Origin of the sequence: Burkholderia sp. AU33545 (assembly GCF_020419685.1) — a bacterium.
Lineage (GTDB): Bacteria > Pseudomonadota > Gammaproteobacteria > Burkholderiales > Burkholderiaceae > Burkholderia > Burkholderia diffusa.
Genome location: NZ_JAIZRQ010000012.1, coordinates 86,733 through 100,531 on the forward strand (window position 1 = coordinate 86,733; position 13,799 = coordinate 100,531).

Below are 13,799 nucleotides of genomic sequence, written 5' to 3' on the forward strand. Positions count from 1 at the left end.
GGCCGAAAACCGAACAGGAGCGGTGTGTCCGGCCGCCCGCCGCGGACGGCGCCGGCGCACGAAAAACGAGTGTCCCGATTCTGAACATCGCGACGGCACAGCCGGCACGGCGGGTGTTCTGATTTTCCACAGCGCACCCGCGCACGCTTCGCCGTGCACCGTGCTCGCAGCGTGGCATGTCACTTGCATGCGCAACGCGGATCCACACGCACCGGCCACGCGCCGACCGAACCATGAACCCGGGCCCCCTCGGCGACGATGCCGTCGCGTTCATCCATGAACAGGCATTCCTGATCGTCGCGACCGCGAACGCGGCGGGCGACAGCGACTGCTCGTATCGCGGCCGGCAGCCGCGCGCGGACGGTTCGTTCGCCCCGCTCGTCGACCTGCCCGACCGTCGTACGCTCGTGCTGCCCGATTTCGCGGGCAACAACCTGTTCAACACGATCGGCAACCTGCTCGTGAATCCGGCGATCGCGCTGCTGTTCGTCGACTTCGTCCGGCAGACGACGTGGCTCGTGCAAGGTCGCGCGACGATCGATGAAGATGCCGGAAGTCGCGCGCACCTGTGGCCCGATGCGCTGCGCTATGTGGTCGTCGATGTGGAAAGCGCGCAGGCACGGGCCGATGCGGGATTGCCGCCGCTCGTGCTGGCGTGATGCGCGGCACCCTTTCGTCGTCGGCACAAGGCGGGCAGGCAATGCCCGGTGCGGTGCTGCGCACGCTTGTGCAAGCGTGATGCGTCGAGCCAGTCGTCGGTGCCGGAGTACGCCGGCGCCATTCCCACAGGACGCGTGCCCGGCGGGCGACGCAACGCTCCACGCTCATTCGCGCGGGGGGCCGATCGTCGGTACACGGATTCGCGTGATCGCAACATGCGCGGGCACGCTGCCCGCGATCGTCGACCTGCGCGCCCCCTGAGACGCCCCGCTCACCGCCCGCTTGCCTCCGTGCAAGCCGGTTCGGTTCGGCGGCGCGCCGGCGCGCCGGGATGCGCAGTTTCACCATCGTCGCCGCGCGCTTCCGTCACCCCGGGCCGCGCACCGAGAAATGCGAACACCACCCCCGCACACAGCACCGTGACGATCGCGAGCCCGATCAGCAGCCGATCGAACGCATGCGTATAGCTCGCGAGCAGCGCCGTACGCTCGACGCCCGGCAATACGGCCGCCGCGCCCGCGAGATCGCCGGTGGCGAGCCGCGCGGCCGCGCGCAACGCTGCGTCGGACGCGCCGGTCGCCCGCCGCAGATCGGTGTGCGCGAGCGTCGCCAGCACCGCGCCGGCGATCGCGAGCGCGATCCCCTCGCCCGCCACGCGCGTCGTGCTGAAGATCCCGGTCGCCATCCCCGCGCGCTCCTTCGGCACGACGCTGACCGACAGCCCGTCCATCAGCCCCCACGGCATGCCGGCCCCGACGCCGATCGCGAGCATCGGCGCGATCGCCGTCGGCCCTGCGCCGCCGTGCAGCGCGACGCCCAGCCACACGAGGCCCGCCGCCGCGAGCAGGAGCCCGAGCCCCGAGATCACGCCGGCCGACAGCCAGCGCGTGAGCGTCGCCGCGACGAGCGGTACGACGAGCATCGGCGCGGAAATCGCGAGCATCAGCCAGCCTGCGTCGATTTCGCTGAAACCGTCGATGCCGATGAAGCGCAGCGGCAGCACGACGAGCAGGACGATGTAGCAGCAGCAGGTCGACACCGGCAGCACCTGGACGCCGACGAAGCGCGGAATCCGGAACAGCGACAGGTCGAGCATCGGCCGCGCGACGCGCGTCTCGATCGCGACGAACGCGCATGCGCCAAGCGCCGCAGCCGCCAGCAGCGCGACGACGAGCGGATGCGCCCAGCCGCGCGCGGGCGCCTCGATCACGCCGAACGTGAACAGCGTGAGCGCGGCGGTGAACGCGGCCGTGCCGGGCCAGTCGAGCCCCGTCGCGTGAGGATCGCGCGACTCGTGCATGCGCGGCAGCCCGAACGCGAGCGACAACGCGCCTGCCGCCGCGCCCGTGACGAAGATCGCGCGCCAGCCGTAGTGCGCGATCAGGCCGCCGGCGAGCACGGGCCCGAACGCGAGCCCGATCCCGAACGTCGTGCCGAGCAGGCTGAACGCGCGCGTACGCGCCGCGCCGTCGAACTCCTGCGCGAGCGCGGCCGTGCCGCCCGCGAGCGCCGCGGCCGCCGCGAGCCCCTGCGCGGCGCGCAGCAGGTCGACCGCGAGCATCGACGGCGCGAACGCGAGCGCCACCGACATCAGCGTGAAGCCGCCGACGCCGATCGCGAACACGCGCTTGCGGCCGAACTGGTCGGCCAGCGCGCCCGCCGCCATCAGGAAACTGCCGAACGCGAGCATGAATGCGTTGGTGATCCAGTTCATCGCGACCGGGCCGCCGTGCAGGTCGCGGCCGATCGCGGGTGTCGCGACGGCACCGCCCGAAAACGACAGCGGCAGCGCGACCGCGGCCATGCAGACGGCGGCCAGCACCCACGCGCGCCGACGCGCCGACGTGGCTGGACCGGGTGAAAACGGGTGATCCATCATCGCTCCTCGAAAAGCCGGCGCGGATGCGCCTCAAGCGCGATCAAGGATAATTTCGATTCAATCTTAGAAAAACAATGCGAAGCTCCGCATATAACGGACTAAAATTCTTCAATTCAACGCTTCGCGCCCCGCTCGCCCGTCTACGTCGATGGAAAACCTGAACGGCATCGCCGCCTTCGTCCGCACCGCCGAAGCGCTCAGCTTCGTCGCGGCCGGCCGCGCGCTCGGCATCTCGGCCTCCGCCGTCGGCAAGACGATCGCGCGGCTCGAGCAGTCGCTCGGCGTGCGCCTGTTCAACCGCACGACGCGGCGCGTCACGCTGACCGACGAAGGGCGCCATTTCTACGAACGCTGCCAGCGGATCCTCGAGGATTTTCGTGATGCGGAGGCGACCGTGACGGCCTCCGCGCAGCGCCCGCGCGGCAAGCTGCGCGTGAGCCTGCCGGTGATCGGCTACCGGTTCCTGCTGCCGGTGCTGCCCGAATTCAGGCTGCGCTATCCGGACGTCGAACTCGATCTGGATTTCAACGACCGGATGGTCGATGTCGTCGAAGGCGGCTTCGACGCGGTGATCCGCAGCGGCCCGCTGTCGGATTCGAGCCTGATGTCGCGGCGGCTCGGCCCGTTCGCGTTCGTGCTGTGCGCGACGCCCGCGTATCTCGCGCTGGCCGGCACGCCGCGGGCGCCGCACGATCTCGAAACCCACGATTGCGTGCGCTACTGTTTCCCGACCACCGGCAAGCTGCAGGACTGGGCGCTTGCCGCCGACGACGGCACGCCGCTGAAGCTGCGCACCGCGATGACCTGCAACAACATGGAAGCGCTGCGCGGCACGGTGATGGCGGGGCTCGGCATCGGCTACATGCCCGACTTCCTCGCGCGCGACGCGCTGGACACGGGCGCGCTCGTCACCGTGCTCGACGACTACCGGATCGCGCCGGGGCAGTTCTCGATCGTGTGGCCGTCGAGCCGGCAACTGTCGCCGAAGCTGCGCGTGTTCGTCGACTTCCTGTGCGAGCGGCTGTTCAAATAGACGGTCGGCCCCGTCACGCCGCGCCGATCCGCTCCGCTTCCGCCTGCGGCAACAACGAATCGCTGTCGTCCTTCAGGCCGACGCCCGTCAGCTTGAGCCTGCGCGCATGCGTCATCAGGTAATGCAACTTGTGCGCGGCGGCGGCATGCGGCAGCCCTTCGGGCCGCACGTTCGAGATGCAGTTGCGCAGCGCGTCGTGACAGCCGACCTTCGGCGCCCACGTGAGGTACACACCGAGGCTGTCCGGCGAGCTGAGCCCCGGCCGTTCGCCGATCAGCATCGCGACGACCTGCGCGCGCAGCAGTTCGCCGATCTCGTCGCCGAGCGCGACGCGCGCCTGCGTCGCGACCACCACCGGGCCGACCCGCCAGCCGTCCGCGTCGAGCCGCGGCCGCACGGCCTGCAGCAACGGTAGCGCCTGCTTCGCGGCCGCGAAGGCCGACAACCCGTCGCCCACCACGAACACGACGTCCGGCGCATCGTCGAGCGCCGCGCCGTAGCCGGCCAGCAGCGCGCGTCCGTCGTCGGACAGCTTGCGGCCGAGATCGGGCCGGCGCAGGTAATGCTGGCGGTCCGGCGCCGCGCTCTGCACGCCGAGCGTCGCGAAGCCGGCCGCGTCGATCTGGCGGCGCAGCGCGTCCGCGTCGAGCGGCTGATGCACGGCGTCGCGCGCCTGCGCGTGCGACAGGTTGAACGCGAGCAGCGGCGCGGTCGGCAGGCTGCTGCCCGCGCGGCCGAGCGCGATCCGCGCGTTCGTGAACGCCTTCAGCTGCGCCCACGGATTCTTTTCGACGGCGTCGCTCATGCCGAAATCCCCATCCAGTCGTTCGCGCCCGCGAGCAGCGGCACGCGCGCGCTCGCCACGCGCAGCGCGCCGCGCGCGTCGGCGATCTCCATCGTCTCCAGCCATTCCTCGAACTCGGGCGCGCGGCGCAGGCCGAGCACCTCGCGCACGTAGAGCTGGTCGTGAAACGACGTGCTCTGGTAGTTCAGCATCACGTCGTCCGCGCCGGGAATCCCCATGATGAAGTTGATGCCGGCCGCGCCCAGCAGCGTCAGCAGCGTGTCCATGTCGTCCTGATCGGCTTCCGCGTGATTCGTGTAGCAGATGTCGCAGCCCATCGGCACGCCGAGCAGCTTGCCGCAGAAGTGATCCTCGAGCCCCGCGCGGATGATCTGCTTGCCGTCGTACAGGTATTCGGGCCCGATGAAGCCGACCACCGTGTTCACGAGGAACGGATCGAACTTGCGCGCGACCGCATAGGCACGCACCTCGCAGGTCTGCTGGTCGACGCCGAAGTGCGCGTTCGCCGACAGCGCGCTGCCCTGGCCCGTCTCGAAATACATCAGGTTGTTGCCGACGGTGCCGCGCTTCAGCGACAACGCGGCCTCGTGCGCCTCGCCGAGCAGCGCGAGCGAGATCCCGAAGCTCGCGTTCGCCTTCTCGGTGCCCGCGATCGACTGGAACACCAGGTCGACCGGCGCGCCCTTCTCGATCGCCGCGATCGTATTGGTCACGTGGGTGAGCACGCACGACTGCGTCGGCACGCCGTAGCGCTCGCGGAACCCGTCGATCATCGCGAGCAGCTTCACGATCGCCGCGAGGCTGTCGGTCGCCGGGTTGATGCCGATCATCGCGTCGCCGCAGCCGTACATCAGCCCGTCGAGCATCGACGCGGCGATGCCCTTCACGTCGTCGGTCGGATGATTCGGCTGCAGCCGCACCGACATCCGGCCGGGCAGCCCGACCGTGTTGCGAAAGCGCGTGACGACGCGGCGCTTGCGCGCGGCCGCGATCAGGTCCTGGTTGCGCATCAGCTTCGACACCGCCGCGACCATCTCGGGCGTGAGGCCCGGCGCGATCCGTTCGAGCGCGGCGCCGTCGGCCGCGGGCGACAGCAGCCAGTTGCGGAAGTCGCCGACGGTGAGGTGAGAGATTTCCGCGAACGCGGCAGCGTCGTGATCGTCGACGATCAGGCGCGTGACCTCGTCGTCTTCATACGGAATCACCGCTTCGTTCAGGAACGCCTTCAGCGGCACGCCCGCGAGCGCGATCTTCGCGGCGACGCGCTCCTCCTCGCTCGCCGCCGCGACGCCGGCGAGCTGGTCGCCGGAACGCAGCGGGCTCGCCTTCGCGAGCAGCGTCTTCAGGTCCGCGAAGCGGTACGTGCGCGGGCCGATCGTCTCCGTGTAGGACATCGTTCGAATCTCCTTGCCAGTCCTTGCCTTGCATAACGCCGACGGCGCGCCCGTTCGACGGGGCGCGCCGGATGCCGTCACCAACGGCCGTTCGGGTCCACCATCCTCATTCCTCCAGCAGCACGTCGGCCGGCGCGCTCGCACGCTGCGAACGGGTCGCGAGGAAGTACGCGTAGCCGAGCGCGAGGAACGCGACGAACACCATCGCCACCAGCCCGTTGAAATACACCATCGTCGCGAGGCAAATCAGGGCCGCAACGATCGCGAATGCCGGGAAGAACGGGTACAGCGGCGCGCGGAACGGCCGCGCCATGTTCGGCTGCGAACGGCGCAGCTTGAACAGCGCCGCCATGCTTACGATATACATCACGATCGCGCCGAACACCGACATCGTCACGATGTTCGCGGTGAGCGTCTGGCCGCCGAACTGGATCAGCTCGTCGCTGTAGATCGCGGCAATGCCGACCACGCCGCCCGCGAGGATCGCGCGATGCGGGGTCTTGAAGCGCGGATGCACCTTGCCGAGCCACTCCGGCAGGTAGCCTTCGCGGGCCAGCGCGAAGATCTGGCGCGAATAGCCGAGGATGATCCCGTGGAACGACGCGACCAGCCCGAACAGCCCAAGCCACACGAGCATGTGCATCCAGCCGCTGTTCGCGCCGACGATGTACTTCATCGCCTGCGGCAGCGGGTCGTTGATGTTCGCGAGCTTGGTCCAGTCGCCCGCGCCGCCGGCGAACACCATCACGCCGATGGCCAGCGTGACGAGCGTCAGGATGCCGGCCACATATGCGATCGGGATCGAGCGCTTCGGGTTCTTCGCCTCCTCGGCGGCCATCGCGACGCCTTCGATCGCGAGGAAGAACCAGATCGCGAACGGGATCGCCGCGAACATGCCGTGGAATGCGCCGACGCTGAAATGATCGGCGCCCGACCAGCCGCCCTTCATGAAATTGCTCCACGCGAAGCCCGGCGACACGACGCCCATGAACACCAGCAGCTCGAAGATCGCGAACAGCGTGACGACCAGCTCGAACGTCGCGGCAATCTGCACGCCGACGATGTTCAGCGCCATGAACACGAGATACGCGCCCATCGCCGCGTGTTTCGGTTCGAGCCCCGGGAACTGCACGTGCAGGTACGCGCCGATCGCGAGCGCGATCGCGGGCGGCGCGAACACGAACTCGACGAGCGTCGCCGCGCCGGCGAGATAGCCGCCCGCCGGGCCGAACGCGCGGCGTGCATACGCGAACGGGCCGCCCGCGTGCGGGATCGACGTCGTCAGTTCGGTGAAGCTGAAGATGAAGGTGGTGTACATCGCCGCGACGAACAACGCGGTGACGACGAAGCCCAGCGTGCCCGCACTCGCCCAGCCGTAGCTCCAGCCGAAGTATTCGCCTGAAATCACGAGGCCGACCGCGATGCCCCACAGTTGCCAGGTCCCGAGCGTCTGCTGCAGCGCGGGCTGGCCGGACGACTTGGCGCCGGCGGCGGGCCGGCCATTCGACTCTGCTTTCATCGGATTCTCTCCTCAAATGCGCCGGGCCTGACGGCCTGCGCGACTGAGAATCGATGCTAGAGAGTCATTAAACGACGTGTTATCGAAATTCGGCAAAGATGACGGCTGACATTTCGCTGACGGAAATGCCGGCCCGGCCGGCCATGCGACGCGCGTCGATGTGCCGGGCGCGCACGCCCGACCGCCCCCTGCGGGCACCACCGCCGGCCGCGCGAAGCGGCCGGACGGGCACGCGGCAGGCTTACTGCCCGCCGCCGCGCTGGTTGAACCAGCGATCGAGCAGCTTGCCGGCCGCTTCGCGGCCGCCGAGGCCGAACGACAGCGCGACCGCCACCGCGATCGCGCCGAGCACGAGGCCGAACGCGAGCTGCACGATCTCGTTGGCGATGCCCATCGCACGCAGCCCCATCGCGAATACCAGGCCGAGGATCGCGAATTGCGCGATGCGCGCGAACAGCACGCTGTGCTCGCGGTCTGCCTGCTCGATCACGCGGCGCGCGAGGCCCGCGAGCCACACGCCGATCACGAGGATCACGCCGCCCATCAGTACGTGGCCGCCGAATTCGATGAACAGCGTGACGACGTCGCGCACCTGCGTGAAGCCGAGCCGGTTCGCGGCCTCGACCGACGCGAACAGCATCGCGAAGAACACGATCAGCCGCGCGACCAGCACCGACGGCTGCAGGATCCCCGAGAACACACGCTCGACGCCGAGCACGGCCGGCAGCCCGTCGACGCCGGCGGCTTCCAGCAGCTTCTGCGCGAGCGACGCGACGAAGCGCGCGAAGTAGAACGTGACGAGCACAATCACGATCGCCGCGACGATGTCCGGCACCGCGCCGAGGAACTGGTTCAGCATGTTGGTGGCCGGAATCGAGATCGCGTCGATCTTCAGCGCGTCGAGCGCGGAGATCAGCGTCGGCACGAACACGAACACGTAGACGATGGTGCCGACCAGGCTCGATACGCGCACCGGCGTCGGGCTGTCGAGGCTTTGCGTCAGGCGATCGGCGCCGGCGGCGACGAGCAGGTTCGTCACGAGACCGCGCAACACGCGCGCGACGATCCAGCCGACGATGCCGATCACCGCGGCAGCGAACAGGTTCGGCACGATCGCGAGCAGCTTGTCGACCATCCCCTGCACCGGCGACAGCAGGCCGGACAGCGCGAACGACCCGAGAATCGCGGGCAGGAACATCAGGATCACGAGCCAGAACAGCACGTCGCCGAGATAGCCGCTCATCGGCTGCATGCCTGCGCTTTCGGACAGCTTGTCGTCGACCTTGCTCGCCTTCAGCGCGCGGTTCGCGAGGCTGCGCAGCAGCGATGCGATCAGCCACGCGATCAGCGTCAGCGCCGCGCCGCCGATCAGGTTCGGCAGGTAGTTGACGATGTGCGTGACGAGCAGCGAGAACGGATTGGACACCGCGTACAGGTTGAGCACGTTGAAGATGCCCACCGCGGTGACGAGCAGCACAAGCCAGAACAGGCCGCCGGCGATGATCCGCTCGACGTACGCGCCCTGGCCGGTGCTTTCGCTGATCCGCTGATCGACCTTCAGCGCGTTGAGCAGCCGGAGCGCGCCGGCACGCACCGCCACGGCGATCAGCCAGCCGATCACCAGGATGCCGATCGCGCCGGCGATCTTGGGCAGGTATCCGCCTAGCGTGGTCTGCAGCGACGTGATGAAGCTGGAAGCATCCATTTCTTCTTCTCCCGAAAAACGTGGCGTTGCGATTGAACATCGACGAACTACCTGCGTACTTCGAAAACCGTGCGTTGCCGTCCGAGCAACTTACCCGAGAAAAATGACGCGATCATACGATTTCACCGTCTTTAACTTTAGTCGTAGATCGCAGGGGGGCAAGACCCCATTTCGTCATAATAAAAAGGGGCCGGATTTGTCGGCCTCCTACGCATTTCCGCAAGATTTATCAATTCGGCCCGTGCTACCGTGACGTCGGTTCCCGCCCGGACACGCCGATGACCGTCGAAACGAAACCCGACCAGCTCGCCTGGATCCGTTACGCGGCCAGCGTGGCGCGCGTCCACGAATACATTCGCGCGCACCTCGACGGCCCGCTCGACCTGAACCGGCTTGCCGAAGTCGCGTGCCTGTCGCCGTATCACTGGCAGCGCGTCTATCGCGCGCTGTATGGCGAGTCGGTCGTGCTGACGGTGCGGCGGATGCGGATCGTGCGCGCGTCCGAGGATCTCGTCTGCACGGCGCGGCCGATCGACGAGATCGCACGGCGCGCGGGCTACGGTTCGACGCACGCGTTCACGCGGGCGTTTCGCGGCGCATACGGCGTGCCGCCCGCGCAGCACCGGCGCACGGGCAGCCACCGGCCCATCTATCCGTTACAGCGAGGAGAAGAAGACATGTTCAAGCATGAAGTCGAAATCCGGCAGCTGCCTGAATTGCACGGCTATGCGATAGCGCACACCGGTTCGTACTTGAAGGTCAGCGAGGCGTTCATGCGGATCGGCGCGTGGGTCGGGCAGCACGGGTTGATCGGCCCCGGCGCGAAGATGATCGGCATTTTTTACGACGATCCGGACACCACGCCCGAAGCGCAGTTGCGCGCGAAGGCCTGCTTCATGCCCGCCGACGGTGCGCCGGACGTCGAGCCCGTGCCGCCGGTGGAGCGCGTGACAGTGGCGGGCGGCGAATATGCGGTGCTGTTGCATACGGGGCCGTATGCGGACCTGAAGACGGCCTACCAGTGGCTCTACGGCGACTGGCTGCGTCACTCGGGCCGAGAAGCCGCCGACGCGCCGCCGTTCGAGCTGTACCTCAATACGCCGATGAATGCGGCGCCGGCCGACCTGCGCACCGAGATCTACCTGCCGCTGCGCTGATCGAAAGACGGGTGTGCCTGCACCTGAAACGAAGCGCGCCGGCCGGCGTTCAGATGCCGCCGGCGCGGATGGCCGACGAACTTACGCAGCCTGTGTCCCGCACCCGGGACAGAACCGGGCGTCGGCCGCCAGCGCGGAATGGCAGCGGCTGCAGGACTTGCCGCGTTGCGCGGCACCGCACTGCGCGCAGAAACGCGCATCCGACGCATTGAGGGCGCCGCAGCCCGCGCACGCGAGCTGGCGCAGCGGCATGTTGCCGCCCGGCGCGTCGGTCGACGGCTGCCGGCCCCAGCCGTAGCGGTCGCGGCCGCGCGCATCGTGGCCGCCGTGACCGTCGCGTTGCTGCCCGCCGTGATGCCCGCCGCCACCGTGGCCGCCGCCCTGCCCGCTGCCGTGACCACCTCCGCCGTGACCACCACCGTGGCCGCGCAGGATCCGTTTCAGAAAGCTCACAGCCCGCTCCTCATCGCTTCGCCGTCGCGCCGTCGAACACGCTCGTCTTCGACAACAGCCGCAGCCCGTTGCCGACGACGATCAGGCTCGCGCCCGCATCGGCAAACACGGCCATCCACATCGTGCCGAGCCCCGCGACCGTGAGGCCGAGGAACACGATTTTCACGCCGAGCGCGAAGCCGATGTTCTGCACCAGCACGCGGTGCGTCGCGCGCGACAGCCGCACGAACGCGGGGATCTTGCGCAGGTCGTCGTCCATCAGCGCGACATCGGCCGTCTCGATCGCCGTGTCGGTGCCCATCGCGCCCATCGCGAAGCCGATGTCGGCGCGCGCGAGCGCCGGTGCGTCGTTGATGCCGTCACCAACCATCCCGACCGCGCCCGCACCGCCCGCCGACAGTTCCTCGACCGCCGCGAGCTTGTCCTCGGGCAACTGGTTGCCGCGTGCATCGTCGATGCCGGCCTGCCGCGCAATCGCCTCCGCGGTGTGCGGGTTGTCGCCGGTCAGCATCGCGGTGCGGATGCCGAGCGCGTGCAGGTCGGCGATCGCCGCGCGGCTGGTGTCCTTGATCGTGTCGGCCACCGCGAAGATGCCGAGCACGCGCGTGTCGTCGACCAGCATCACGACGCTCTTGCCCTGCCGCTCGAGCGCGTCGAGCTTCGCCTCCAGCGCCGGCGAGCAGCGTTCGAGCTCCTCGACGAGCCGGTGGTTGCCGAGCCAGTAGCGCGTACCGTCGATCGTGCCGCGCACGCCGCGCCCGACGAGTGCTTCGAAGTCCTCTACATCGGCGAACGCTGCCGTCTGCGTGTCGCGGGCCGCGGCGGCGATCGCCTGCGACACCGGGTGATCGGAGCGCGCCGCGAGGCTCGCGCCGAGGTGACGCACGCGCGCCGCGTCGACGTCCGTCGCATGCAGGTCGAAATCGGTCTGCACGGGCTTGCCGTGCGTGATCGTGCCGGTCTTGTCGAGCGCGAGCCACGCGAGCTTGCGGCCCTCTTCCAGATAGACGCCGCCCTTCACGAGAATCCCGCGCCGCGCCGCGGCTGCGAGCCCCGACACGATCGTCACCGGCGTCGAGATCACCAGCGCGCACGGGCACGCGATCACGAGCAGCACCAGCGCGCGGTAGATCCAGTCGTGCCACGCGCCGCCCATGACGAGCGGCGGCGCCACCGCGACCAGCAGCGCGACCGCGAACACGATCGGCGTATAGACGCGCGCGAACTGGTCGACGAAGCGCTGCGTCGGTGCCTTCGCGCCCTGCGCTTCCTCGACCGCGTGGATGATCCGCGCGAGCGTCGAGTTGGCGGCAACCGCCGTCACGCGATAGTCGAACGAACCCGCTTCGTTGATCGTGCCCGCGTACACCGCGTCGCCTGCCGTCTTGTCGACCGGCAGGCTCTCGCCGGTGATCGGCGCCTGGTTCACCGTCGAGCGGCCCGCGATGACCTCGCCGTCCAGCCCGATCCGCTCGCCCGGCTTCACGCGCACGATCGCGCCGAGCGCGACCTGCGCGGCCTCGATCGTGCGCCACGTGCCGTCGGCGTCCTGCACGGTCGCGGTGTCCGGCGCGAGCTGCATCAGGCCCTGGATCGCGTTGCGCGCGCGGTCGAGCGACTTCGCCTCGATCAGCTCGGCGATCGTGAACAGCACCATCACCATCGCGGCTTCCGGCCACTGGCCGATCGCCATCGCGCCCGTCACCGCGATGCTCATCAGCGCGTTGATGTTCAGGTTGCCGTTGCGGATCGCGATCCAGCCCTTCTTGTACGTGGTCAGCCCGCATGCGAGCACCGCCGCGAGCGCCAGCACCGCCGACAGCCACGTCGGCAGGCCGGCCCAGCTCACCGCCTCGGATGCGATCGCGGCGACGGCGGCCGCCGCAAGCGGCCACCACGGCTTCGCGGGCGGCGGCGCGACGGATGCTGCCGGTGCGTCGGCCGACGCGGCCTCCGGCGTCATCCCGAGCGTGCGGATCGCGCTTTCGATCGCCGGTTGCGCACCGGGCACGTGTTCGACGGTCAGCATCCGCTGCATCAGGTTGAATTCGAGCGCGGACACCTGCTCCATTCCGCCGAGCTTCTTGCGAATCAGGGTTTCTTCGGTCGGGCAGTCCATCTGCATGATGCGGAACGCCGAGCGGACGTGACCCGACGCGGTCGCCCGCGCGACCGGCAGCGGCGCGAGCGATAGCGCGGCCGGCGCGCAGCATGCGCCGGCCGCGTGGTCGTGGTCGTGGTCGTGGTCGTGGTCGTGGTCGTGGTCGTGGTCGTGGTCGTGGTCGTGGTCGTGGTCGTGGTCGTGACCGGCATGATCGTGCGCCGCGTGGTCGTGCGAGCACGCCGCTCCATGCTCATGCCCGTCGCCGTGCGCGTGGCCGGCATGGGTGTCGTGATCGTGCCCCGTGCCGTGCGCGGATGGGCGATCGTGGTCATGATCGTGACCGCATGCATGCGGCTGCGCGCGGTGCGCCGCCGCGTCGCCATGCGCGTGCTCGCCGGCCGCCGGCGCCGCGTCGGCAGTGGTCGCCGCCTGCGTGTCGCGCGCATCGGCGCAGCACGCATCGGCGCCGCCTGCAAGACGGTGTCGTGGGTCGGGGGTACGCTGGGCGTCGGTCATGACAACCTCCTCTGTGGCTTGACGGTGTAGAGTTAACACCCTGAAGCCACTACAAGGTCAACCCTTACAACGGAGAAAGCCATGAAGATCGGCGAACTGGCCAAGGCGGCCCGCTGCACGCCCGAGACGATCCGCTTCTACGAGAAGGAAGGGCTGATGCCGGACGCCGAACGCACCGATGCGAACTACCGCAACTACACCGACGTGCACGTCGAGCGGCTGCGCTTCATTCGCAACTGCCGCGCGCTCGACATGGCGCACGACGAAATCCGCGCGCTGCTGCAGCTCACCGACACGCCGGCCGACCCGTGCGATTCGGTCAACGCGCTGCTCGACGAGCACATCGGCCACGTCGACGCGCGCCTCGCCGAACTGACGCATCTGCGCGACCAGCTCACCGAATTGCGCCGCCAGTGCGTCGGCGAACATTCGGTCGAGGACTGCGGAATCGTCCACGGTCTCACGACGATGGAAACCGTCGCGCCAGCCGCGAAGCGCTCACACCTCGGCTGAAACGCTTGTGGAATATGATAGTCTAGTCGATACTAGTTATATTCTTACTAGACATAATCGA

The 13,799-nt window shown here is 68.8% G+C and carries 11 protein-coding genes; 4 read left to right on the top strand and 7 right to left on the bottom strand.

Features of this window, described 5'->3' with window-relative positions; translation table 11 throughout:
* Positions 1–233: 233 nt before the first annotated feature.
* On the top strand, positions 234–659 hold the full coding sequence (locus LGM71_RS31745) for a pyridoxamine 5'-phosphate oxidase family protein (protein WP_059602244.1): 426 nt from the start codon (positions 234–236) through the stop codon (positions 657–659).
* Positions 660–931: 272 nt separating this feature from the next.
* Here the strand turns inward: LGM71_RS31745 and LGM71_RS31750 are convergent, their stop codons facing one another.
* Positions 932–2,536 carry an MFS transporter gene (locus LGM71_RS31750; protein WP_226118465.1) on the bottom strand — a complete coding sequence of 535 codons (1,605 nt, stop codon included), beginning with the start codon at positions 2,534–2,536 and terminating at the stop codon, positions 932–934.
* Between the two features lie 151 nt (positions 2,537–2,687).
* Between LGM71_RS31750 and LGM71_RS31755 the strand changes: the two genes are divergently transcribed.
* Positions 2,688–3,572, top strand: a complete 885-nt coding sequence (locus LGM71_RS31755; protein ID WP_226118467.1) for a LysR family transcriptional regulator — start codon at positions 2,688–2,690, stop codon at positions 3,570–3,572.
* 13 nt (positions 3,573–3,585) lie between these two features.
* Here the strand turns inward: LGM71_RS31755 and eutC are convergent, their stop codons facing one another.
* The 4 genes from eutC to LGM71_RS31775 form a co-directional block, all read right to left on the bottom strand.
* Positions 3,586–4,377 carry an ethanolamine ammonia-lyase subunit EutC gene (gene eutC / locus LGM71_RS31760; protein ID WP_124902767.1) on the bottom strand — a complete coding sequence of 264 codons (792 nt, stop codon included), beginning with the start codon at positions 4,375–4,377 and terminating at the stop codon, positions 3,586–3,588.
* Complete coding sequence (locus LGM71_RS31765; RefSeq protein ID WP_226118469.1) at positions 4,374–5,771, bottom strand: ethanolamine ammonia-lyase subunit EutB; 1,398 nt, start codon at positions 5,769–5,771, stop codon at positions 4,374–4,376. Before LGM71_RS31765 ends, eutC begins: the two co-directional genes overlap by 4 nt.
* A 106-nt stretch (positions 5,772–5,877) precedes the next feature.
* Positions 5,878–7,290 (bottom strand): ethanolamine permease, encoded by a 1,413-nt coding sequence (eat, locus tag LGM71_RS31770; protein WP_124627939.1) that lies wholly within the window; start codon positions 7,288–7,290, stop codon positions 5,878–5,880.
* A 241-nt stretch (positions 7,291–7,531) separates the two neighbouring features.
* Positions 7,532–8,995: a mechanosensitive ion channel gene (locus tag LGM71_RS31775; protein ID WP_226118471.1), complete on the bottom strand. Its 1,464-nt coding sequence runs from the start codon at positions 8,993–8,995 to the stop codon at positions 7,532–7,534.
* Positions 8,996–9,273: 278 nt separating this feature from the next.
* Here LGM71_RS31775 and LGM71_RS31780 point away from each other — a divergent pair, with 278 nt between their 5' ends.
* A complete protein-coding gene (locus LGM71_RS31780) occupies positions 9,274–10,152 on the top strand; it encodes an AraC family transcriptional regulator (protein ID WP_226118473.1) in 879 nt (292 codons plus the stop codon).
* Positions 10,153–10,233: 81 nt separating this feature from the next.
* Here LGM71_RS31780 and LGM71_RS31785 read toward each other — a convergent pair whose 3' ends face one another.
* Entirely contained in the window at positions 10,234–10,605 is a 372-nt protein-coding gene (locus LGM71_RS31785; protein WP_226118475.1) for a zinc ribbon domain-containing protein, read from the bottom strand.
* 10 nt (positions 10,606–10,615) lie between these two features.
* Entirely contained in the window at positions 10,616–13,225 is a 2,610-nt protein-coding gene (locus LGM71_RS31790; protein ID WP_226118477.1) for a heavy metal translocating P-type ATPase, read from the bottom strand.
* Positions 13,226–13,306: 81 nt separating this feature from the next.
* Here LGM71_RS31790 and cadR point away from each other — a divergent pair, with 81 nt between their 5' ends.
* Complete coding sequence (cadR, locus tag LGM71_RS31795) at positions 13,307–13,738, top strand: Cd(II)/Pb(II)-responsive transcriptional regulator (protein WP_059602032.1); 432 nt, start codon at positions 13,307–13,309, stop codon at positions 13,736–13,738.
* Positions 13,739–13,799: the final 61 nt, after the last annotated feature.

Excerpts from the sequence above, each read along its gene's own strand:
- LGM71_RS31745 (WP_059602244.1), top strand. The coding sequence starts at position 234 with ATGAACCCGGGCCCCCTCGGCGACGATGCCGTCGCGTTCATCCATGAA.
- LGM71_RS31750 (WP_226118465.1), bottom strand. The coding sequence starts at position 2,536 with ATGGATCACCCGTTTTCACCCGGTCCAGCCACGTCGGCGCGTCGGCGC.
- LGM71_RS31755 (WP_226118467.1), top strand. The coding sequence starts at position 2,688 with ATGGAAAACCTGAACGGCATCGCCGCCTTCGTCCGCACCGCCGAAGCG.
- eutC (WP_124902767.1), bottom strand. The coding sequence starts at position 4,377 with ATGAGCGACGCCGTCGAAAAGAATCCGTGGGCGCAGCTGAAGGCGTTC.
- LGM71_RS31765 (WP_226118469.1), bottom strand. The coding sequence starts at position 5,771 with ATGTCCTACACGGAGACGATCGGCCCGCGCACGTACCGCTTCGCGGAC.
- eat (WP_124627939.1), bottom strand. The coding sequence starts at position 7,290 with ATGAAAGCAGAGTCGAATGGCCGGCCCGCCGCCGGCGCCAAGTCGTCC.
- LGM71_RS31775 (WP_226118471.1), bottom strand. The coding sequence starts at position 8,995 with ATGGATGCTTCCAGCTTCATCACGTCGCTGCAGACCACGCTAGGCGGA.
- LGM71_RS31780 (WP_226118473.1), top strand. The coding sequence starts at position 9,274 with ATGACCGTCGAAACGAAACCCGACCAGCTCGCCTGGATCCGTTACGCG.
- LGM71_RS31790 (WP_226118477.1), bottom strand. The coding sequence starts at position 13,225 with ATGACCGACGCCCAGCGTACCCCCGACCCACGACACCGTCTTGCAGGC.
- cadR (WP_059602032.1), top strand. The coding sequence starts at position 13,307 with ATGAAGATCGGCGAACTGGCCAAGGCGGCCCGCTGCACGCCCGAGACG.